The organism is Pseudomonas sp. NPDC089758, from assembly GCF_044748705.1.
Taxonomy (GTDB): Bacteria; Pseudomonadota; Gammaproteobacteria; order Pseudomonadales; family Pseudomonadaceae; genus Aquipseudomonas; species Aquipseudomonas putida_X.
In genome coordinates, this window is the sequence record NZ_JBIVGN010000009.1 from 162,001 (window position 1) to 183,114 (window position 21,114).

Consider the following 21,114-nt stretch of genomic DNA (forward strand, 5'->3'; position numbering starts at 1 on the left):
TATCATTTCAGCCCTTACACCGCCCATCTGGACGCCGCATGAAACTGCTGATTGTCGAAGACCAGGCCCGCACCGGCCAGTACCTGAGCCAAGGCCTCAGCGAAGCCGGCTTCGCCACCGAGCTGGTCGCAGACGGCGAAACCGGGCAGCACCTGGCGCTTACCGGCGACCACGACCTGCTGATCCTCGATGTGATGCTCCCGGGTCGTGACGGCTGGCAGATCCTCCAGGCGGTGCGCCAGGCGGGCCTGGACACGCCGGTGCTGTTCCTCACTGCTCGCGACGCAGTGGGGGACCGTGTGCACGGCCTGGAGCTGGGTGCCGACGATTACCTGGTCAAGCCTTTCGCCTTTTCCGAACTGCTGGCCCGGGTTCGCAGCCTGCTACGCCGCGGTGCCAGCCCCAGCCAAGAGACACACCTGGCCTTGGCCGACCTGCGCCTGGACGTGTTGCGCCGCCGGGCAGAGCGCGCCGGCCAACGCATCGACCTGACCGCCAAGGAGTTCGCCCTGCTTGAATTGCTGCTGCGTCGGCAAGGCGAAGTGTTGCCCAAATCGTTGATCGCCTCGCAAGTGTGGGACATGAATTTCGACAGCGACACTAACGTCATCGAGGTCGCCATCCGCCGCCTGCGCCTGAAAATCGACGACCAGCACCGCAACAAGCTGATTCACACCGTACGCGGCATGGGTTATGTGCTCGAAGAGCGCCAGGACTGATGCGCAGGCTTTCCCTTGGCAGCCGCCTGGCCCTGTTGTTCGCCGCGTGTACCGCTGCCGTTTCGCTGGGGGCGGGGCTGCTGTTCAACCGTGCCAGCGAGCAACATTTCGTCGAGCTGGACCAGCAACTGCTCGAATCACGCCTGTCGCTGTTACGCACCCGGCTTTCCGGCCTGCAACGCCCTGCCGACCTGCACGCGCAGCTGGCAGCCCTGCGCCACGAGCTCAGCCACCAGGCCGACCTGGCCTTGCGTATCAATGGCAGCGATGGCAGCCCTTGGTACGCCAGCCGCCGCGCGCTGCCAGACGCGCCGGCCAACCCGGGACTGGCAACGCTCCATGCCGACGGTATCGACTACCGCAGCCTGGCCGTGCCGCTCAACAACAGCGCCCGCCTTACGCTGTTTCTCGACATCACCCATCACCAGCATTTTCTGCAGGGCATGCAACGCCTGATCTGGTTCACCGTCGGCCTGTCCGCGCTGGCCACGGCACTGCTTGGCGCCTGGGCCGCGCGCCGCGGACTGAAGCCATTACGGCAGATGGGCCAGGTGGCCGCCAGCGTGTCAGCACGCTCGCTGACCACCCGCCTGCCGGTGGCGCAGCTGCCCGAAGAACTGGCAGAACTGGGCACTACCGTGAACGCCATGCTGCAGCGCCTGGATGACGCCTTCCAGCGCCTGTCGGCGTTCTCGGCCGATATCGCTCACGAGCTGCGCACGCCGCTGTCAAACCTGCTGACCCACACCCAAGTCACCCTCACCCGCCCACGCAGCCTTGAGCAGTACCGCGAAGCACTGCACGGCAACCTCGAGGAGCTGCAGTGGATGGCGCAGATGATCAACGACATGCTTTTCCTGGCCAAGGCCGACCATGGCTTGCTGGCACCAGGGCAGGCAATGCTGATGCTGCATGACGAGGTGGACGCGCTGCTGGAGTATTACGCGCCCCTCGCCGAGGACAACGCAGTGCAGCTGCTGCGTGAGGGTGAGGCGATGCTGAAGGGTGACCGGCATATGCTGCGCCGGGCACTGTCCAACCTGCTCGATAACGCGCTGCGGTTTACCCCGGCAGGCGGGCAGATATGCGTGACGCTGGGGCCTGGTGGACAGGTGTGCGTGGCCAATACCGGCAAGCCGATCGAGGCGGCTTCATTGCCCAGGCTGTTTGACCGGTTTTATCGGGTGGACCCAGCGCGCCGCGAGAGCAGTAGCGAACATGCCGGGCTGGGCCTGGCAATCACCCGGTCGATCATCCAGGCACATGGCGGGAGCATCCGGGCACAGTGCAATAACGGTTGGACGCGGTTTTTGATCGAGTTCAGCGAGCCGCTATAGAGACCGGGGGCGCATTGCACCCCCATGATCTCAGTGACCGATCAGCCAGCCAGGCCGATCGCCGGCTGCACCTGCGAAGCGCGGTATGCCGGATAGATGGTCGCCAGGAAGCTCATCACCAGCCCGGCGGTGCAGATGATCGCCACATCCCCCCACTGCAACTCGGAAGGCAGACTGCTGATGAAGTACACATCCGAGGTGAAGATGTGCTGCCCGCTCACCCGCTCCAGCCAGCCGACGATCTGGCTGACATTGAACGCAGCGATCACCCCGAGCACGCCGCCGATCACTGTGCCGACAATACCGATCAGGCTGCCCTGAACCATGAAGGTGCCCATGATCTGCGCCGGGGTAGCGCCCAGGGTGCGCAGGATGGCGATGTCCGGCCCCTTGTCGTTCACCACCATCACCAGGGTGGCGATGATGTTGAACGCCGCCACGGCGATGATCATCAGGAGCAGCAGGCCGATCATGGTCTTTTCCATCTTCATGGCACTGAACAGGCTGCCCTGGGTGTGCGACCAGTCATCGGCGCGGTAGGCATCGCCCAGGCTGGCAGCAATGGCCTTGGACACTTGCGGCGCGGCATACAGGTCGTGCAGCTTGAGGCGCACGCCCTGTACCTGGCCGGGCGCCCAGCGCTGCATCTCGCCGGCGTCGGCCACATGCATGTAAGCCTGCGAACCGTCCAGCTCGGCACCCACCTTGAAGATGCCGACCACGGTCAGGCGCTGCATGCGCGGGGTGATGCCGCCCGGCTCCTTGCTGATTTCCGGCACGATCAGGGTCAGTTTGTCGCCGGTATTGAGACGGAACCGGCGCGCAGTCAGCTCGCCGATCACCACCCCGTACTCACCCGGCTGCAGGGCCTGCAGGCGCCCCTGCACGATGTGCTGGCCGACGATCGAGACCTTGCCTTCTTCGGCCGGGTCTATGCCGCTGACCTGGATGGGCTGCATTGCACCTTTGTAGGAGAGCATGCCCTCCATCTCGGTGATCGGCGCAACCGCCATCACGGCTGGGTTTTGCAGTGCTGCATCGGCAGCCTTGCGCCAGTCGTCCAGCGGCTGCACGCCGAGGATGCTGGCGTGTGGCACCAGGCCGAGGATGCGCGAGCTCATCTCGCGCTGGAAGCCATTCATCACCGACAGCACCACGATCATCGCCAGCACGCCCAGGGACAGGCCGATCATCGAGGTCATCGAGATGAACGAGATGAAATGGTTGCGGCGCTTGGCACGGGTGTAGCGCGCACCGATGAACAAGGGCAAGGGTCTGAACATGTAAAACACCCACTGAAAAAGTTGCGGGGCGGCTCAGGCCACCCCGTGCACGCGGCTCAGATCGCCACCAGATGACCGTCGTCGAGTTTCAGCACACGGTCCATCTGCCGTGCCAGGTTGAGGTCGTGGGTCACCACCAGAAATGCCGTGCGCGAGGCGCTGGACAGTTCCTGCATCAACTCCTGGATGCCTTGGGCGGTGTGGTGGTCGAGGTTGCCGGTCGGTTCATCGAGCATGACCAGGCCCGGCCGGTTGACCAGCGCGCGGGCAATGGCCACCCGTTGCCGCTCACCCCCCGACAGCTCGGCCGGCTTGTGGTGCAGGCGGTGGCCCAGACCGACACGCTTGAGCAGTGCCTCGGCGCGCTCACGGGCCTCGGGGATCGCGGTGCGCCCGATCAGCAGCGGCATGCACACGTTCTCCATGGCGGTGAACTCGGGCAGCAGGTGGTGGAACTGGTAGACGAAGCCCAGCTCGCGGTTGCGCAGCAGGCCGCGGGCCCGCTCGCCAAGCGCCGACAGCTCTTCACCGGCCAGCCAGACGCTGCCTTGGGTCGGCCGATCGAGGCCACCCAGCAGGTTGAGCAAGGTGCTCTTGCCCGAACCGGAACTGCCGACGATGGCCACCCGCTCCCCGGCGTGCAGCTCGAGGTTGAGCCCGGCCAGCACTTGCACCGACTCCGGGCCCTCGTCGTAGGACTTGCCCAAATTGCGGCAACTCAGAACGGCTTTATCACTCATGCGCGACTCACTCATAACGTAGCGCCTCTGCAGGCTGGGTGCGGGCCGCACGCCAGGCCGGATACAGGGTGGCGAAGAAACTCAGGACCAGCGCCGCACCGCAGACCATGTACACGTCCTGGGCCTGGATCTGCGAGGGCAGGTAATCGATGAAATACACATCAGCGTTGAGGAACTTGTGCCCGATCAATTTCTCGATGCCGGCAATCGCCGCGCTGACGTTGAGCGCAGCGAGGATACCGACCACGGCTCCGATCAGGGTGCCGATCACGCCGATCACCGTGCCCTGAACCATGAAGATGGCCATGATCTGCCCGGGGGTGGCGCCCAGGGTACGCAGAATGGCGATGTCACCGCGCTTATCGTTGACCACCATGACCAGGGTGGAAATGATGTTGAACGCCGCCACCGCGACGATCAGCAGCAACAGCAGGCCGATCATGGCTTTTTCCATGCGGATCGCCTGGTACAGGTTGCCGTGGGTGCGGGTCCAGTCGCGGCTGTAGTACTCCTGCTCACCCAACTGCTGGGCGATGCTCCAGGCCACACGCGGGGCCTGGAACAGGTCGTCGAATTTCAGGCGCAGGCCCTGTACCTGGTCCGGCTTCCAGCGGTGCAGGCGGGACAGGTCGGCAATGTTGGTCAGGCCCAGGTAACCGTCGATCTCGCCAGCACCGACGTGGAAGGTGCCGACCACGGTGAAGCGCTTCATGCGTGGGAACATGCCGGCTGGGGTCACGCTGACCTCCGGGGCGACGAAGGTCAGCTTGTCGCCGATGGCCACGCCCAGCTTGGCGGCCGCCTTGTCGCCGATCATGATGCCCCACTCGCCCGGCGCCAGCTGGTCGAGGCGGCCTTGCTGGATGAAGTTGTCGATGATCGACACCTCACGCTCGCGGGCTGGGTCGATACCGTTGAGCAGCACCTTCTGCACCTTGCCATCGTGGGTCAGCAGGCCCTGCATCTGGGTATAGGGCGCAACCGCCAGCACCTGCGGATTCTGCTTTACTTGTTGGGCAAGGGCAGGCCAGTCGTTGATCGGCTGGCCGCTCTCAAGCGTGGCGTGAGGGACCATGCCCAGCACGCGGGTACGCATCTCGTGGTCGAAACCGTTCATGACCGAGAGCACCACGATCATCACCACCACGCCCAGGGCGAGGCCGATCATCGAGGTCAGGGAAATGAACGAGACGAAGTGATTACGGCGCTTGGCACGGGTGTAGCGCGTACCAATGAATGCGAAAAGAGGTCTGAACATGTCGGGGCTTGTTCGGATGAAAGGGAACGTCCTTGTGGCGAGGCGCCTGCGGCGGCTTTACACTCGGACCACCGCCGCTACCATGGGTTCGCCATGACGACATTAGACGAAGAAGATCGCCGCGAATACTACCGCATCGAAGATCGGATCGCACTGGAAATCAGCCCCCTGAGCGCGGCCGAAGCCCTTGAGCCAGAACTGTTGCAGGATGATTCACCACTGTTCAACCTGCTCAGCGAGCTGCACCTGTCCGACTTCGAGTCCCAGCACCTGCTGCGTCAGTTGAGCGACAAGGACCGCACCCTGGCGGCGTTCCTGCGGGCGCAGAACAAGCGCCTGGACTTGCTCAGCGCGGTGGTCGCGCAAACCCTGATCGGCGAGATCGGCCAGCCCCAGCGGGTGATCATCTCCGAAGGTGGCGTCGAGTTCGCCCAAGCCCAGCAGATCGCCCCTGGCACCCGGGTCAAAGTGAAGATGGTGTTGATGCCCCGCGCCCACGGCCTGCTGCTGCGCGGCAAGGTCACCCACTGCGACCCGCGCGCCGATGGCAGCTTCGAACTTGGCACCGAATTCACCGACATGACCGATGCCCAGCGTCAGTTGCTGGCACGCTACATCCTGCAGCGCCAACAGCAACAACGGCGCCAGCAGCTGGAACAGGGCGACCCTGCCTCCTGAGCCTTTTCATTTTTGACCTGAAGGAACGAACGTGACCCTCATTTATGGCCACCGCGGCGCCAAGGGCGAAGCGCCCGAGAACACCCTGCACAGTTTCCGTCAGTGCCTGTCCCACGGCGTCACCCGCTGCGAGCTTGACCTGCACCTGTCGGCCGACAATGAGCTGATGGTCATCCACGACCCTACCCTCAAGCGCACCACTGGGCGGCGCGGCAAGGTCGTCGAACACCCGGCAGCCGATCTGGTCACCTACGATGCGCGCAGGGGCGGCCCGGGCCATGTGCAGCCCTGCCCTATCCCACGGCTGGAAGAACTGTTCGAAAAATGCCCCTTCGAGCACTGGCAACTGGAGGTCAAGAGCGCCTCGCGGACCCGGGCCGCCACCACGGTGCTGGCGATTCGGGAACTGGCACAGCAGTACGGCCTGCTGGACAAGGTGACCATCACCTCGAGCTCGCGGGAAGTACTGGGCGCTGCGCTGGAACTGGTGCCTGACGTGAAGCGCGGCCTGGTCGCCGAGTACGCCTGGCTCGACCCGCTGAAGGTCGCGCAGAACTATGGCTGCGATCTGCTGGCATTGAACTGGACACTGTGCACGCCCGAGCGCCTGCTCAAAGCACAGGGCCAGGGTTTGCATGTATCGGTGTGGACGGTCAACGAGCCGGCACTGATGCGCCGGCTCGCTGATTTTGGCGTGGACAGCCTGATTACAGACTTTCCCGGTTTGGCCAAGACCACCCTCGGGTAGGGCTGAAATCGGTCTCCCCGACCGGCTCAGGCCACCGGCCGGAGCCGCTCAAAAAAGCCGGTTCAGGCCGTCATAGGCAGCTACCCGATAGGCTTCGGCCATGGTCGGGTAGTTGAACGTGGTGTTGACGAAGTACTTCAGGTTGTTCAGCTCGCCCGGCTGGTTCATCACCGCCTGGCCGATGTGGACGATTTCCGAAGCCTGGTAGCCGAAGCAGTGCACGCCGAGGATTTCCAGGGTCTCGCGGTGGAACAGGATTTTCAGCATGCCTTGCGGCTCGCCGGCGATCTGTGCACGCGCCATGCTCTTGAAGAAAGCCTTGCCCACTTCGTATGGCACTTTGGCCTGGGTCAGCTCCTGCTCGTTCTTGCCAATCGAGCTGATCTCCGGAATGGTGTAGATGCCCGTCGGTACGTCGTTGACGAAACGCCAGCTGCCGTTGTCGACGATGCTGCCTGCTGCCGAGCGGCCCTGGTCATGGGCGGCACTGGCCAGGCTCGGCCAGCCGATCACGTCACCGGCACCGTAGATGTTCGGCACGCTGGTGCGGTAGGCCTCGTCGACTTCGATCTGGCCACGGCTGTTGACCTTGATGCCGATGTTCTCGAGGCCCAGCTTGTCGGTGTTGCCGGTACGGCCGTTACACCACAGCAAGGCGTCGGCCTTGATCTTCTTGCCAGACTTCAGGTGCAGGATGACACCGTTGTCCAGGCCCTCGACCCGCTCGTAGTCTTCGTTGTGGCGCACGGTGATGTTGTTGTTGCTGAAGTGGTAGCTCAGCGCCTGGGAAATTTCCGAATCCAGGAAGCTCAGCAGTTGGCCGCGGTTGTCGACCAGCTCGACCAGTACCCCCAGGCCACTGAAGATCGAGGCGTATTCGCAGCCAATCACACCGGCGCCATAAACGATCAGTTTGCGCGGGGTGTGGCTGAGGCTCAGGATGGTGTCGCTGTCATAGACTCGCGGGTGGTGGAAGTCGATGTCGGCCGGGCGGTACGGACGCGAGCCGGTGGCGATGATGATGTGCTTGGCGTTGAGCTTTTCCACCACGCCATTGGGGCAGACCACTTCGACGGTCTGCTCGTCGGCGAAGCTGCCGGTGCCGAAGAACAGGTCGACGCGGTTACGGGCGTAGTAGCCGGTACGCGAAGCGACCTGCTTGGCGATCACTTTCTCGGCGCTTTTGAGCACGTCCGGGAAAGAGAACCAACGTGGCTCGCCGATGGCACGGAACATCGGGTTGGTGTTGAACTGCATGATCTGCCGCACCGAGTGACGCAGTGCCTTGGACGGGATGGTGCCCAGGTGGGTGCAGTTGCCACCGACCAGGCGACGGCTGTCGACCATCGCCACCTTGCGCCCTGCTTTGGCGGCGTTCATTGCCGCACCTTCTCCGGCCGGGCCGGAACCCAACACCACTACGTCGTAGTTGTAGACAGCCATGCGTACTCCTTCAGAACTGGCCCGCTGGCCATGGTCGCCGCGGGACTCGATCATGCCGCCGGGGCGCCATGAGAAAATTCGGGTGCAGTCTAATCAAGCGTGAACGCCGCGCACATTAACCCTTGGTCGCGTCGTAGGCCAATTTTGCCTGCACTACATGTGCATACACCGATTCCCTGGCAGCTACCTTCCCTGCTTGCGCTTTCACCTGCCTTTGAGCGCACGCTCGTAAGCGGGCGTAGCTCGGGAGACGAAGCCACCCTCTGCCCGAGTCACCAATACCGCCGCCAGGTCATGAGCGATGGCGAAATCCCAGCCGCGCTCCGGCCCGAGGATCAGCAACAGGGTCGAATAGCCGTCGGCCTGCAGCGCCGAGGCATCGAGCACGGTGACGGCAGCCAGGTCATGAGCGACCGGGCGCCCGAGACGAGCATCGAAGGTGTGCGAATAGCGCCGGCCATTCTGCTCGAAATAGTGCCGATAGTCACCCGAGGTCGATACACCCAGGCCATCGACCGGTATCACCTGGCGGGCGATCTGGCGGTCCTCGCGGGGCAATTCCAGGGCGATGCGCCAGAGGCTGCCGTCTGGCTTGCGGCCCACCGCCTTGAGCTCGCCGGTCACTTCGGCGATGAAGCTGGCGATACCCATGGCACGCAGGCGCGCGGCAATCAGGTCCACGGCGTGGCCAGCAGCGATGCTGTTGAAGTCCAGCTGCACCGGGGCATCTTTGCACAGCATCTGGCCTTCGACGCGCAAGTGCTGGTAGCCCACACGCAGGCGGGCAGTGGCCAATGCCTGCGCTTCTGGCACCTGTTCATGGCGGGCCTGAGGGCCAAAACCCCAGAGGTCGAGCAGCGGTTCGACAGTGAGGTCGAAAGCGCCATCGGTTTGTTCGGCCAGGTGCTGGCCGAAGGCGACCAGCTCGAGCATGTCTGAGGGCAAGGCCAGGCACCGGTTGGCGGGGAGCTGATTGAACTGGCTCACCGCAGAGTCGCCGCGGTAGGTCGAGTAGTGTTGATCTATGTCCTGCAGGATCGTTTCCACCGCCGCCTGTACCTGGACAGGTGCGGGCCCGCCTGCCTCGCGGACGTACTGGATGCTGTAGCTGCTGCCCATGGCAGGGCCGCCGAGGCGCTCCAGGGTGGGGCCTTGGTTACAGGCGGTCAGCAGCATCAGGATGAACAGCAGGGCTATGCGCAAAAGTCGGGTTCTCGGTTGCCTGCACCGGCTTCATGGCCCGTAAAAGGCTTACCAATGGATTGGGCGCCAGTGCTCCAGCCGTGGAGCTTGCCAGGGATGGGGCCATTACAGACACAGTAGAGGCCGGTTCGGTTCAGCAGGCCAAAAAAAAACGGGAACCCGAAGGTTCCCGTTTTTTCATTGCCTTACAAGCGAATTAGCGTGGAAACGCAGGCGGGTTCACACCAGCCATGTCTTCCATCACGCGAACCACCTGGCAGCTGTAACCGAATTCGTTGTCGTACCAGACGTACAGGACAACGCGGTTATCGTTGGCGATGGTCGCTTCAGCGTCAACCACACCCGCGTGGCGCGAGCCTACGAAGTCGGTGGAAACCACTTCCTGCGAGCTGACGTAATCGATCTGCTTGTGCAGCTCCGAGTGCATGGCGGTCTGGCGCAGGTACTCGTTGATTTCGTCGCGGTTGGTGGCCTTTTCCAGGTTCAGATTCAGGATGGCCATCGACACGTTCGGTGTCGGTACGCGAATGGCGTTGCCGGTCAGCTTGCCCTTGAGCACTGGCAGCGCCTTGGCGGCAGCGGTGGCAGCACCGGTTTCGGTGATGACCATGTTCAGCGGCGCGGCGCGGCCACGACGGCTGCCCTTGTGGAAGTTGTCGATCAGGTTCTGGTCGTTGGTGAACGAGTGAACGGTTTCGACGTGACCATTGACGATGCCGTACTGGTCGTTGATGGCCTTGAGCACCGGCACGATGGCGTTGGTGGTGCACGAAGCTGCCGAGATGATCTTGTCCTCGGCGGTGATGTCACCGTGGTTGATGCCGTGCACGATGTTCTTCAGCGCGCCCTTGCCAGGTGCGGTGAGGATCACGCGGGCAGCGCCCGGGCAGGCCAGGTGCTGACCGAGGCCGTCGGCATCACGCCATACGCCGGTGTTGTCGACGATCAGGGCGTTTTCGATGCCGTACTGGGTGTAATCGACTTCGCTCGGGTTCTTGGCGTAGATGATCTGGATCAGGTTGCCGTTGGCAGTGATGGTGTTGTTGGCTTCGTCGATGGTGATGGTGCCATCGAACGGGCCGTGCACCGAGTCACGGCGCAGCAGGCTGGCGCGCTTGACCAGGTCGTTTTCGGCACCCTTGCGCACAACGATGGCACGCAGGCGCAGGCCGTCGCCACCACCGGTCTTCTCGATCAGGATGCGCGCCAGCAGGCGGCCGATGCGGCCGAAACCGTACAGGACAACGTCGGTGCCCTTGCGCGCGGATGCATTCTGCTGGCCCACGACCTCGGCCAGTTCTTCACGCACGAACTGCTCGGCGGTCTTGCCATTGCCTTGCTGTTTGAACTTGTTGGCCAGCTTGCCCAGGTCGACCGAAGCGGCGCCCAGTTTCAGCTCGCTCATGGCTTTGAGCAGGGGGAATGTCTCGTGGACGGACAGTTCGGTTTCGTCGGTCTGACGGTGACGCGCAAAGCGGTGGGCCTTGAGGATCGAGATAACCGAACGGTTGATCAGGCTGCGGCCATAGATCGAGCTCACCACGTTGTTGTTGCGGTAGAGCTGACCGATAAGCGGGATCATCGCTTCAGCCAGAGCTTCACGATCGATCCACTCACCAAGACACTGGTCGGGCTTCTGAGTCACGGGAACCTTCCACATGTAGGGGGAGAAAAAAGGGGCTACATTATGACGCCCCAACGCGTAACCGGCAATGAGCGCCTGTCGTGGCAGCCAAAGCCCGTGCTCATGCCCTTTCCGAGCCTGACAGCACGCACCGGCACCGGTACAATCGGTCTCTTTGCCGCAACGCTTGGAGTGCAATCTCCCGTGTCAGTTCTGCGCCTACCGCAAATGTCGGCTACGGCCGGCAAACAAACCTGGGGCAACCTGCCCGGTGCCGCCCTCAGCCTTGCCATCGCCGAAGCCGCCAGCAGCGCTGGCCGCTTCACCCTGCTGCTGACGGCCGACAGCCAGGCTGCCGACCGTCTGGAGCAGGAGCTGCGCTTCTTCGCCCCCGGCCTTCCGGTACTGCCGTTCCCGGATTGGGAAACCCTGCCCTACGACCTGTTCTCACCGCATCAGGACATCATTTCCCAACGCATCTCCAGCCTCTACCGGCTGCCGGAGCTGAGCCACGGCATCCTCGTGGTGCCGATCACCACGGCCCTGCACCGCCTGGCCCCAACGCGCTTTTTGCTCGGCAGCAGCCTGGTGCTGGACGTCGGCCAGACCATCGACGTAGAGCAGATGCGCTCGCGCCTGGAGGCCACGGGCTATCGCTGCGTCGACACGGTCTACGAGCATGGCGAGTTCGCCGTGCGCGGCGCGCTGATCGACCTGTTCCCGATGGGCAGCAAGCTGCCCTATCGCATCGACCTGTTCGACGATGAGATCGAGACCCTGCGCACCTTCGACCCGGAGACCCAGCGCTCGATCGACAAGGTCGACTCGATCCGCCTGCTGCCAGCACGCGAATTCCCCATGCAGAAAGAGGAAGTGACACGCTTCAAGGCGCGCTTCCGTGAGCGTTTCGATGTCGACTTCCGCCGCAGCGCGATCTTCCAGGACCTGGCCAGCGGCATCATTCCCGCCGGCATCGAGTACTACCTGCCGCTGTTCTTCGAAGAAACCTCGACCCTGTTCGACTACCTGCCAAGCGACACCCAGGTGTTCTCGCTGCCGGGCGTGGAGCAGGCTGCCGAGCACTTCTGGAACGACGTGCGCGGCCGTTACGAAGACCGCCGCGGCGACCTGAGCCGTCCACTGCTGCCGCCTTCTGAGCTGTTCCTGCCGGTGGAGGACTGCTTCGCCCAGCTCAAGCAATGGCCGCGCGTGGTGGTCAGTGCCGAGGATCTCGAGCCTGGCGTCGGCCGCGAGCGCTTCCCCGCTCGCACCCTGCCCAACCTGGCCATCGAAGCCAAAGCCAACCAGCCGCTGGCGGCGTTGTCCGACTTCCTCGACCAGTTCAACGGCCGGGTGCTGTTCACCGCCGAATCGGCGGGCCGTCGCGAGGTGTTGCTGGAGCTGCTCGAGCGCCTCAAGCTGAGGCCGCAGACAGTCGAGGGCTGGGCCGACTTCATCACCGGCAGCCAGCGCCTGGCGATCACCATCGCGCCACTGGATGACGGCCTGCTGCTCGAAGACCCGGCCGTCGCCCTGGTGGCCGAAAGCCCGCTGTTCGGCCAGCGCGTGATGCAGCGCCGGCGCCGCGACAAGCGCGGCGAGGCCGCCAATGATGCGGTGATCAAAAACCTGACCGAGCTGCGCGAAGGCGCGCCGGTGGTGCACATCGACCATGGCGTGGGCCGCTACCTGGGCCTGGCCACCCTGGAAATCGACGGCCAGGCCGCGGAGTTCCTAACCCTGGAATACGCCGAGGGCGCCAAGCTCTATGTGCCGGTGGCCAACCTGCACTTGATCGCCCGCTACACCGGCAGCGATGATGCCCTGGCACCGCTGCACCGGCTGGGCTCTGAAGCCTGGCAGAAAGCCAAGCGCAAAGCCGCCGAACAGGTCCGCGACGTGGCCGCCGAGCTCCTCGACATCTACGCCCGCCGCGCCGCTCGCAAGGGCTACGCCTTCGCCGACCCGGCTGCCGACTATGCCACTTTCAGCGCCGGCTTCCCCTTCGAGGAAACCCCCGACCAACAGAACGCCATCGAAGCCGTGCGCGCCGACATGCTTGCCGCCAAGCCAATGGACCGCCTGGTGTGCGGCGACGTCGGCTTCGGCAAGACCGAGGTGGCGATGCGCGCGGCCTTCATCGCCGTGCACAGCGGCCGTCAGGTCGCGGTGCTGGTGCCTACCACCCTGCTTGCCCAGCAGCACTACAACAGCTTCCGCGACCGCTTCGCCGACTGGCCGGTGACGGTCGAGGTGATGAGCCGCTTCAAGTCGGCCAAGGAAGTGGCCAGTGCTGCAGCGGACCTGGCCGAAGGCAAGATCGACATCCTGATCGGCACGCACAAGCTGCTGCAGGACGACGTGCGCTTCAAGGACCTTGGCCTGGTGGTGATCGACGAAGAGCACCGCTTTGGCGTACGCCAGAAGGAGCAGCTCAAGGCCCTGCGCAGCGAGGTGGACATCCTCACCCTGACCGCCACACCAATCCCGCGAACGCTGAACATGGCCGTGGCCGGCATGCGCGACCTGTCCATCATCGCCACGCCGCCGGCACGGCGCCTGTCGGTGCGCACCTTCGTCATGGAGCAGAATAACAGCACGGTCAAAGAAGCCCTGCTGCGTGAACTGCTGCGCGGCGGCCAGGTGTACTACCTGCACAACGATGTGAAAACCATCGAAAAATGCGCCGCCGACCTTGCCGAACTGGTGCCCGAAGCGCGCATCGGCATCGGCCACGGGCAGATGCGCGAGCGCGAGCTGGAACAGGTGATGAGCGACTTCTATCACAAGCGCTTCAACGTGCTGATCGCCTCGACCATCATCGAGACCGGCATCGACGTGCCCAGCGCCAACACCATCGTCATCGAGCGTGCCGACAAGTTCGGCCTGGCCCAGCTTCACCAGTTGCGTGGCCGGGTCGGCCGCAGCCACCACCAGGCCTACGCCTACCTGCTGACACCGGCGCGCCAGAAAGTGAGCGCCGACGCCGAGAAACGCCTGGAAGCCATTGCCAACACCCAGGACCTGGGCGCCGGTTTCGTGCTGGCCACCAACGACCTGGAAATCCGCGGCGCCGGCGAGCTGCTGGGCGAAGGCCAGAGCGGGCAGATCCAGGCGGTGGGCTTCACCCTTTACATGGAAATGCTCGAACGAGCGGTCAAGGCCATTCGCAAGGGCACTCAGCCGAACCTGGAGCAGCCGCTGGGCGGCGGCCCGGAAATCAACCTGCGCCTGCCGGCACTGATCCCCGAGGACTACCTGCCCGACGTGCATGCGCGGCTGATCCTCTACAAGCGCATCGCCTCGGCGGCTGACGAAGAGGGCCTCAAGGACCTGCAAGTGGAGATGATCGACCGCTTCGGCCTGCTGCCCGAGCCGACCAAGAACCTGATGCGCCTGACCCAGCTCAAGCTGCAGGCGGAAAAGCTCGGCATCAAGAAAGTCGATGCCGGCCCGAACGGCGGCAAGCTCGAGTTCGAGGCCGAAACCCCGGTCGACCCGCTGACCCTGATCAAGCTGATCCAGGGCCAGCCCAAACGCTACAAGTTCGAAGGTGCAACCCAGTTCCGCTTCCTGGTACCGATGGAGCGGCCCGACGAACGTTTCAACACTCTGGAGGCGCTGTTCGAGCGCCTGACACCACAGACAGCCTAAGGAAGATCCATGCGTGCCATCCGTTGCCTGACCTTGTTGCTTGCGCTGTTCGCGCCGGCTGCCTTCGCTGAAGGCCTTTATCAGGTGGAAATGATGCTTGTGCGGCAGAACAGCGTGCCGGCCTTCACCAGCCCTTACGCGCCCGAGGACTGGAGCGCCGGCGCTCAGCCCCTGGAAAAGAGCGCCGAACGCCCACTGGCGCTGGAAGATGAAGCCACCCGCCTGCAAGCCACGGCCGACTACACCGTGCTGCTGCACAAGGCCTGGCAGCAGCAGGTCGGCAACGCGCCAAGCCGCATCGCCCTGGCTGATGGCCAGGAGCAGTTCGGCCATTTCCCGATCGAAGGCAACCTGAGCATCACCGAAGGGCGCTTCATCGCCGTGGAGGCCAACTTCTGGGTCAACCAGCTCGACAGCAATGGCAATGTGCTCAAGAGCGAGCAGTTCAAACAGAGCAACAGCACCATCAAGGGTGGCCAGCTGACCTTCCTCGATGGCGGCCACCTGGCGGTGCTGCTGAAGATCACCCCGCCAGGCACTCGGAAGATGCCGGTGATGGACCCGGAGCTGATGGAGCAGTGATGTGAGTGATGGCGACGCACGGCAACTGCTCAGAGACTACCCGGACTGGGTCGATTGCTTCGACGCTGGCGCATTGTCCCGAGGCCGTAAATATGCAGCGCAGGAACGCACGCGCATCCTTTCGGTGAAGGGCCATAGCATCGAGGCAATGTGCAAAGGCTCGGCAGGCCAGGTTTACCATCAGGACATCAAGCTGGCGCTGAGTCGCGGTGAGCTGCGCGTCTTCGGGGGCTGCTCCTGCCCGGTAGGGTCAGATTGCAAGCACTGCGTCGCCGCGCTGCTGCAACTGGAGCTCGAAGGCAGAGCGCTCGACGGAGCCGCCAGTGCAGAACACGCTGCGCTGTCGCTGCCGCCCGACCTGAACCTGTGGGTGCAGGGGCTCGAATCGCCTTCCCAGGCTGCAGCCGCCAGCGAGCCTGCACGCAAAGGCCCGGCGATCTACTACCGCATTCACAGGGACCGCGAACATTTTCAGCTCGAGCCAATAAAGGGCACGCCGCAAACCGACGGTACGCTGAAAGTCGGCCGCATCACCTCGATGCCAGAGATGATCTACTACACCCCCCGTTACGTCACCCAGGACGACGCCCGGCTGTTACGCCTGATCGATGCCCGCAGCAAAACGATCACGCCCGTGGCGCAACTGGAAGGCAAGCAAGGTGCGGAGCTTTTCAGCTACGCCTTGGCCACCGGGCGCCTGTTGTTTGAAGACGACCCCACGCCGTTGCATGCCGGGCCACAACGGCGTGCCGAGTTCCGCTGGGTCAGATTGGACAACGGTAGCTACAGGGGCGCCTGGCACCATGACCAGCAGCTGCCGCTGCAGGTACTGCCCATCGAGCCATTGCATTACATCGACCCACATTCGCATCAGACCGGCGAACTGCAGCATGACCTGGACCCTTTCATCGCCAGCCAGCTCGCACGCGCGCCGACCGTACCTGAACACCTGGTAGTACCTTTGAGTCATCGATTGAACGCCCTGAACCGGCAGGTCCCCACCCCCACCGCCGTGACCACCGAACAGATCGACAACATTCAGCCCAAGGGCCGGCTGACCCTGGGCAGCCTTGAATTCAGCGCCTACATGCCCAAGACCGGGCGCATGCAGCGCCAGATGCAACACCGCGCCGCCCTCGCGTTCGACTACGATGGGCTGCGCGCCAGTGGCAGCGACGACAAGCCATTGACCCGACTGGTGGATGCCACCAGCCAGCGCATCCGCCGCCAGCCCGCGGCCGAGCAGGCGCTGCGCAAGGTGCTGCGCGAGCTGGGCTTCAAGCCCGCCACCCGCCAGAGCAAAGCGCTGCCCGACAGCGCGGGCGAAATGCTGCAGTTGCCCGACGACGAAGCCTGGCTGCGCTTCGCCCGCGACGGCCTGCCGCGCCTGCGCGAGGCGGGCTGGGAGGTCGATATCCACCGCGACTTCGCCTTCAACCTGCATGAAGTGGATGACTGGTACGCCAGCATCGACGAAGCGCCCGGCCACGAATGGTTCGACCTGGAGCTGGGCATCGTCGTCGAAGGCGAGCGCCACAGCCTGCTGCCGATCGTGCTGCAGCTGCTGCGCAGCAACCCCGAGCTGCTACGGCCCAGCGAGCTGGCCCGACGCAGCGACGACGAGCACCTACTCATCGACCTCAATCGCGGCCGGCTGGACGCCCCAGCGCTGCGCGTCGCCCTACCCTACGGGCGAATCAAGTCGGTCATGGGCACCCTCGGTGAACTGTACCTGCACGAGGACAACGTCGGCACCACCTTGCGCCTGGACCGCGCCGACGCGGCACGCCTGAACGACATCGACCACTTGCCCCTGCACTGGGAAGGTGGCGCCCATGTGCGCGACCTGGGCCGGCGCCTGCGCGATGCCCGCGACCTGCAGATCACGCCGCCCGCAGCGCTCAACGCCACCTTGCGCCCCTATCAGCAACAGGGCCTGAACTGGTTGCAGGCCCTGCGCGAAATGGGCACCGGCGGCATCCTTGGCGACGACATGGGCCTGGGCAAGACCTTGCAGGCTCTGGCCCACCTGCTGCTGGAAAAGCAGAACGGGCGTCTCGCCGACCCTGCCCTGGCAGTGATGCCGACCAGCCTGGTGCCCAACTGGCTCGACGAAGCCCAACGCTTCGCGCCCGGCCTGCGCGTCCTGGCCTTGCACGGCCCCGGGCGCAGCAAGCATTTCGCCAAGCTGCACGAATACGACCTGGTACTGACCACCTACGCCCTGGTGCCGCGCGACCTGGAGCACCTGCGCGCGCAGCAGTGGAGCGTGCTGGTGCTGGACGAGGCGCAGAACATCAAAAGCAGCACCAGCAAGGCCGCCCAGGCCGTCTGCGAGCTGCAGGCCAACCAGCGTGTGTGCCTGACCGGCACGCCAATGGAAAACAACCTGGGCGAGCTGTGGTCGATCTTCCACTTCCTCATGCCCGGCTGGCTGGGCGAGCTCAAGCGCTTCAACCAGGATTACCGAACGCCTATCGAACGCCACGGCGACACCGAACGGCTGGCGCATCTGGTCACCCGCATCCGCCCGTTCCTGCTGCGCCGCACCAAGGAGCAGGTAGCGACCGAATTGCCTCCCAAGACCGAAATGGTCCATTGGGTCGAACTCAGCGACGCCCAGCGTGATACCTACGAGGCCGTGCGCGTGGCGATGGACAAGAAAGTGCGCGACGAAATCGCCCGCAATGGCGCGGCACGCAGCCAGATCGTGATCCTCGATGCCCTGCTCAAGCTACGCCAGGTGTGTTGCGATTTGCGCCTGGTCAAAGGGGTCGAGACCAAGGGCAATCAGGCTGACAAGGGCAAGCTCGGCGCGCTGCTGGACATGCTCGAAGAACTGCTCAGCGAAGGCCGCCGGGTGCTGCTGTTCTCTCAGTTCACCTCGATGCTGGCATTGATCGAACAAGAGCTGCACAAGCGCAAGATCCGCTACAGCCTGCTCACCGGCGACACCCGTGACCGGCGCACACCAGTGCAGCAGTTCCAGCAGGGCGACAGCGAAGTGTTCCTGATCAGCCTCAAGGCCGGTGGCGTGGGGCTGAATCTGACCGCTGCCGACACCGTGATTCACTTCGACCCGTGGTGGAACCCGGCCAGCGAGAACCAGGCGACCGACCGCGCCTACCGCATCGGCCAGGACAAGCCGGTGTTCGTGTTCAAGCTGATCACGCGCGGCACGGTTGAAGAGAAGATACAGCACCTGCAGCAGGAAAAAGCAGCCTTGGCGACAAGCTTGCTCGATGGTGCAGAGGCTGGGCAGTGGCGCCTGGGGGATGAAGAAATCGAGGCGCTGTTTGCCCCGCTGCCTGCAAAGCGCGGGCGCTAGCAGCCAGCCCTGGCGGCTGCGCGGACAAGCCCCACAGGACTTTCACTGCTGTGAACAGCAGCGGGATACCTGTGGGGCCGGCACAGTCAATCGACCAATTGCGCCTCGCGCAACGCCCCCAGCGCCTCCAGCCAACGCGGCTGCTGGCGGTAGTCGGTGCGCGCGAAGCCCTGCCCGCGCATACGTGCAATGCGCGGCGACGGCTTGACCTTGAGCCGCTGCGCCGCGCTCAACGCCAGCTCTGCCGCCGCCCGGTCGTTGCACACCAGGCCCATGTCACAACCGGCACTCAGCGCCGCCTCGATCCGGTTGGCCGCATCGCCAACCACATGCGCACCCGCCATCGACAGGTCGTCACTGAAGATCACCCCGTCAAAGCCCAGCTCGCCGCGCAGAATGTCCTGCAACCAACGACGCGAGAACCCGGCCGGCTGATTGTCTACCTGCGGATAGATGACATGCGCCGGCATGACTGCCGCCAGCTGCCCGCTGAGGCGGCTGAACGGCACCAGATCGGCCTGGCGCAGTTGCTCGAGGCTGCGCTCGTCCGTAGGAATGGCCACGTGGGAGTCCGCCTCCGCCCAGCCATGCCCCGGGAAATGCTTGCCACAGGCAGCCATACCCGCTGCATTCATCCCACGGATGAAGGCACCAGCCAGCTGCGTGGCACGTTGCGGGTCGCCCTCGAACGCGCGGCTACCGACCACGGCGCTACGCTGGTGGTCCAGGTCGAGCACGGGGGCGAAGCTCAGGTCCAGGCCAACCGCCAGCACTTCAGTGGCCATCAACCAACCGCACTGCTCGGCGAGGTATTCGGCGTTGGCGTTATCGGCGATCGCGCGCATGGCTGGCAGGCGCACGAAGCCCTGACGCAAACGCTGCACACGGCCGCCCTCCTGGTCGACGGCCAGAATCAGATCGGGGCGAATGGCGCGGATGGACGCGCACAGCTCACGCACCTGGCGCGGGCTGTCGATGTTGCGGGCAAAGATGATCAGGCCAGCCACTTCCGGCTGGCGCAGGAGTTGGCGGTCTTCGGCGGTCAGCCATTTACCGGCGATATCCACCATCAGGGAGCCTTGCAGGCTGACGGTCATAGGCAATCCTTCATTACAGACTTAAAGAAGCCCACTGGGGGCATGCGGCCTCATCGATACGCACCGGGCAATGCACCGGTACGCGTTCGAACAGGCCAAGCAGATCGGTGTTGCGCAGCCGAATGCAGCCATGGGACAGCGGTATGCCCAAGGGTTCCGTGTCGGGCGTGCCATGCAGATAGATAGAGCGGCGGAACGTATCCACCGCGCCCAGACGATTGACGCCGGCCTCGCAACCGCTGAGCCAGAGAATGCGGGTAAGGACCCAGTCACGCCCGGGGTACTGTGCGTGCAACGCCGGCGACCAGACCTCACCGGTCCAGCGCCGCCCGCGCAGCACGGCATTGAGCGGCAAGCCCGCCCCGATCTTCGCGCGCACCTGGTGCAGGCCGCGCGGCGTGCAGCCCGAGCCATTACCCTCACCGGCCCCATTGCGTGCGGTCGACACTGCCAGGCGCAGGCACAACTGCCCCTTGGCAAAGCCATAGAGGCACTGGTCAGCGAGGGAGATGTGCAGCAGATCGAGGTCAGGCATGGGCGCTAGCTTAGCCCAAGCGCCCTGCCCCGCCCAGCCTTCAGGCCTTGGCGGTGGTGCTGCCGGTTTTACTGCGCGGGCGCAGCTGCGCTGTGGCCATCGCCTCGTCGGTGACACCGCTGTCGGCGCGCATGCCCGCGGCCAGGAACGGTACCATCAGGCGCATGACCTGCTCTATGGAGGTGTTGATACCAAAGTCGGTTTCGGCAATGGCGCGCAATGCCTTGATGCCGGACATGCTGAACGCCGCAGCACCGAGCATGAAGTGCACCCGCCAGAACAGCTCGAGCGGCGGAATGCGCGGCGCGGCTTCATTGACCAGCAACATGTAGCGGCGGAACACCTTGCCATACATGTCTTCCAGGTAGCGCCGCAGGTGCCCCTGGCTCTGGCTGAACGCAAGGCCCAGCAGGCGCATGAAGATCGACAGGTCGTTGTTGCTGCGCGGCTGCACCACCAGCGCCTGCTCCACGAGCATTTCCAGCAGTTCCTCGAGGCTGGGCTTTTGCTCAGGCTTGCCTTGACGACGCTCCAGTTCACGCTCGAGGCTGGCGCAGAAAGGCCCGAGGAAACGGGAGAAGACCGCCTGGATCAGCGCCTTCTTTGAACCGAAATGGTAATTGACCGCCGCCAGGTTGACCCCGGCCTTGCTGGTAATCAGCCGCAACGAGGTTTCTGCGAACCCCCTTTCCGCGAACAGCTGCTCGGCAGCATCGAGAATGCGTTCAACGGTTTCCGATTGGGCCATGACTACTCCGCCAGACAGACAAACAGGTGTTTGAAACATACGTTTCAGGCCTGCTGATGTCAAGGCTAGGTGACTGTGCGGCGCCATTAGAAAGCGCCGGGCTGCAAGCTGCAAGCGCTATGAGGGATGACCTGCGG

At 64.2% G+C, this 21,114-nt stretch carries 16 protein-coding genes; 7 read left to right on the forward strand and 9 right to left on the reverse strand.

Annotated elements, in window-relative coordinates; all coding sequences use genetic code 11:
- Positions 1–38 precede the first annotated feature (38 nt).
- Positions 39–719: a heavy metal response regulator transcription factor gene (locus tag ACIPZH_RS14655; RefSeq protein ID WP_400636667.1), complete on the forward strand. Its 681-nt coding sequence runs from the start codon at positions 39–41 to the stop codon at positions 717–719.
- A complete protein-coding gene (locus ACIPZH_RS14660; RefSeq protein ID WP_400636669.1) occupies positions 719–2,056 on the forward strand; it encodes a heavy metal sensor histidine kinase in 1,338 nt (445 codons plus the stop codon). Before ACIPZH_RS14655 ends, ACIPZH_RS14660 begins: the two co-directional genes overlap by 1 nt.
- 41 nt (positions 2,057–2,097) lie before the next feature.
- Here the strand turns inward: ACIPZH_RS14660 and ACIPZH_RS14665 are convergent, their stop codons facing one another.
- From ACIPZH_RS14665 to ACIPZH_RS14675, 3 genes are read right to left on the reverse strand one after another with little or no spacing between them, the layout of a single operon-like run.
- The gene (locus ACIPZH_RS14665; protein WP_241803178.1) at positions 2,098–3,339 is read right to left on the reverse strand and encodes a lipoprotein-releasing ABC transporter permease subunit; all 1,242 of its coding nucleotides are present in this window, start codon (positions 3,337–3,339) and stop codon (positions 2,098–2,100) included.
- A gap of 56 nt (positions 3,340–3,395) precedes the next feature.
- Complete coding sequence (gene lolD / locus ACIPZH_RS14670; protein WP_172655298.1) at positions 3,396–4,079, reverse strand: lipoprotein-releasing ABC transporter ATP-binding protein LolD; 684 nt, start codon at positions 4,077–4,079, stop codon at positions 3,396–3,398.
- A 7-nt stretch (positions 4,080–4,086) separates the two neighbouring features.
- Positions 4,087–5,337: a lipoprotein-releasing ABC transporter permease subunit gene (locus tag ACIPZH_RS14675; RefSeq protein ID WP_241803177.1), complete on the reverse strand. Its 1,251-nt coding sequence runs from the start codon at positions 5,335–5,337 to the stop codon at positions 4,087–4,089.
- A 93-nt stretch (positions 5,338–5,430) separates the two neighbouring features.
- Between ACIPZH_RS14675 and ACIPZH_RS14680 the strand changes: the two genes are divergently transcribed.
- Positions 5,431–6,015 (forward strand): PilZ domain-containing protein, encoded by a 585-nt coding sequence (locus tag ACIPZH_RS14680; protein ID WP_400636670.1) that lies wholly within the window; start codon positions 5,431–5,433, stop codon positions 6,013–6,015.
- 31 nt (positions 6,016–6,046) lie between these two features.
- Positions 6,047–6,763 carry a glycerophosphodiester phosphodiesterase gene (locus ACIPZH_RS14685; RefSeq protein WP_039602806.1) on the forward strand — a complete coding sequence of 239 codons (717 nt, stop codon included), beginning with the start codon at positions 6,047–6,049 and terminating at the stop codon, positions 6,761–6,763.
- 48 nt (positions 6,764–6,811) lie between these two features.
- On the opposite strand, the gene sthA is transcribed toward ACIPZH_RS14685, so the two are convergent.
- The 3 genes from sthA to ACIPZH_RS14700 all read right to left on the reverse strand — a co-directional run bounded on the left by sthA (position 6,812) and on the right by ACIPZH_RS14700 (position 11,069).
- Entirely contained in the window at positions 6,812–8,206 is a 1,395-nt protein-coding gene (gene sthA / locus ACIPZH_RS14690; protein WP_241803175.1) for a Si-specific NAD(P)(+) transhydrogenase, read from the reverse strand.
- Positions 8,207–8,410: 204 nt separating this feature from the next.
- Positions 8,411–9,409 (reverse strand): FAD:protein FMN transferase, encoded by a 999-nt coding sequence (locus ACIPZH_RS14695; protein ID WP_400636672.1) that lies wholly within the window; start codon positions 9,407–9,409, stop codon positions 8,411–8,413.
- A gap of 196 nt (positions 9,410–9,605) precedes the next feature.
- A complete protein-coding gene (locus ACIPZH_RS14700; RefSeq protein WP_241803173.1) occupies positions 9,606–11,069 on the reverse strand; it encodes a glyceraldehyde-3-phosphate dehydrogenase in 1,464 nt (487 codons plus the stop codon).
- A 168-nt stretch (positions 11,070–11,237) separates the two neighbouring features.
- On the opposite strand from ACIPZH_RS14700, the gene mfd reads away from it, so the two are divergent.
- The 3 genes from mfd to ACIPZH_RS14715 are packed head-to-tail and all read left to right on the forward strand — an operon-like array spanning position 11,238 to position 18,597.
- Complete coding sequence (mfd, locus tag ACIPZH_RS14705; protein WP_267822292.1) at positions 11,238–14,687, forward strand: transcription-repair coupling factor; 3,450 nt, start codon at positions 11,238–11,240, stop codon at positions 14,685–14,687.
- A gap of 9 nt (positions 14,688–14,696) precedes the next feature.
- Entirely contained in the window at positions 14,697–15,269 is a 573-nt protein-coding gene (locus ACIPZH_RS14710; RefSeq protein ID WP_241803171.1) for a CsiV family protein, read from the forward strand.
- A gap of 1 nt (position 15,270) precedes the next feature.
- Entirely contained in the window at positions 15,271–18,597 is a 3,327-nt protein-coding gene (locus ACIPZH_RS14715; protein WP_400636674.1) for an SNF2-related protein, read from the forward strand.
- 86 nt (positions 18,598–18,683) lie between these two features.
- On the opposite strand, the gene nagZ is transcribed toward ACIPZH_RS14715, so the two are convergent.
- Genes nagZ through ACIPZH_RS14730 form a run of 3 tightly spaced genes read right to left on the reverse strand, consistent with a single transcriptional unit; the run spans position 18,684 to position 20,977 of the window.
- Positions 18,684–19,682 carry a beta-N-acetylhexosaminidase gene (gene nagZ / locus ACIPZH_RS14720; RefSeq protein WP_172655271.1) on the reverse strand — a complete coding sequence of 333 codons (999 nt, stop codon included), beginning with the start codon at positions 19,680–19,682 and terminating at the stop codon, positions 18,684–18,686.
- Between the two features lie 25 nt (positions 19,683–19,707).
- The gene (locus ACIPZH_RS14725; protein ID WP_349974580.1) at positions 19,708–20,229 is read right to left on the reverse strand and encodes a L,D-transpeptidase; all 522 of its coding nucleotides are present in this window, start codon (positions 20,227–20,229) and stop codon (positions 19,708–19,710) included.
- A gap of 40 nt (positions 20,230–20,269) precedes the next feature.
- Entirely contained in the window at positions 20,270–20,977 is a 708-nt protein-coding gene (locus tag ACIPZH_RS14730; RefSeq protein WP_039601793.1) for a TetR/AcrR family transcriptional regulator, read from the reverse strand.
- Positions 20,978–21,114: the final 137 nt, after the last annotated feature.

Bases quoted from the DNA above. Each gene is read 5' to 3' on its own strand.
- sthA (WP_241803175.1), bottom strand. From the start codon at position 8,206: ATGGCTGTCTACAACTACGACGTAGTGGTGTTGGGTTCCGGCCCGGCC.
- lolD (WP_172655298.1), bottom strand. From the start codon at position 4,079: ATGAGTGATAAAGCCGTTCTGAGTTGCCGCAATTTGGGCAAGTCCTAC.
- ACIPZH_RS14655 (WP_400636667.1), top strand. From the start codon at position 39: ATGAAACTGCTGATTGTCGAAGACCAGGCCCGCACCGGCCAGTACCTG.
- ACIPZH_RS14700 (WP_241803173.1), bottom strand. From the start codon at position 11,069: ATGTGGAAGGTTCCCGTGACTCAGAAGCCCGACCAGTGTCTTGGTGAG.
- ACIPZH_RS14680 (WP_400636670.1), top strand. From the start codon at position 5,431: ATGACGACATTAGACGAAGAAGATCGCCGCGAATACTACCGCATCGAA.
- ACIPZH_RS14665 (WP_241803178.1), bottom strand. From the start codon at position 3,339: ATGTTCAGACCCTTGCCCTTGTTCATCGGTGCGCGCTACACCCGTGCC.
- ACIPZH_RS14710 (WP_241803171.1), top strand. From the start codon at position 14,697: ATGCGTGCCATCCGTTGCCTGACCTTGTTGCTTGCGCTGTTCGCGCCG.
- ACIPZH_RS14675 (WP_241803177.1), bottom strand. From the start codon at position 5,337: ATGTTCAGACCTCTTTTCGCATTCATTGGTACGCGCTACACCCGTGCC.
- ACIPZH_RS14725 (WP_349974580.1), bottom strand. From the start codon at position 20,229: ATGCCTGACCTCGATCTGCTGCACATCTCCCTCGCTGACCAGTGCCTC.
- ACIPZH_RS14660 (WP_400636669.1), top strand. From the start codon at position 719: ATGCGCAGGCTTTCCCTTGGCAGCCGCCTGGCCCTGTTGTTCGCCGCG.
- ACIPZH_RS14730 (WP_039601793.1), bottom strand. From the start codon at position 20,977: ATGGCCCAATCGGAAACCGTTGAACGCATTCTCGATGCTGCCGAGCAG.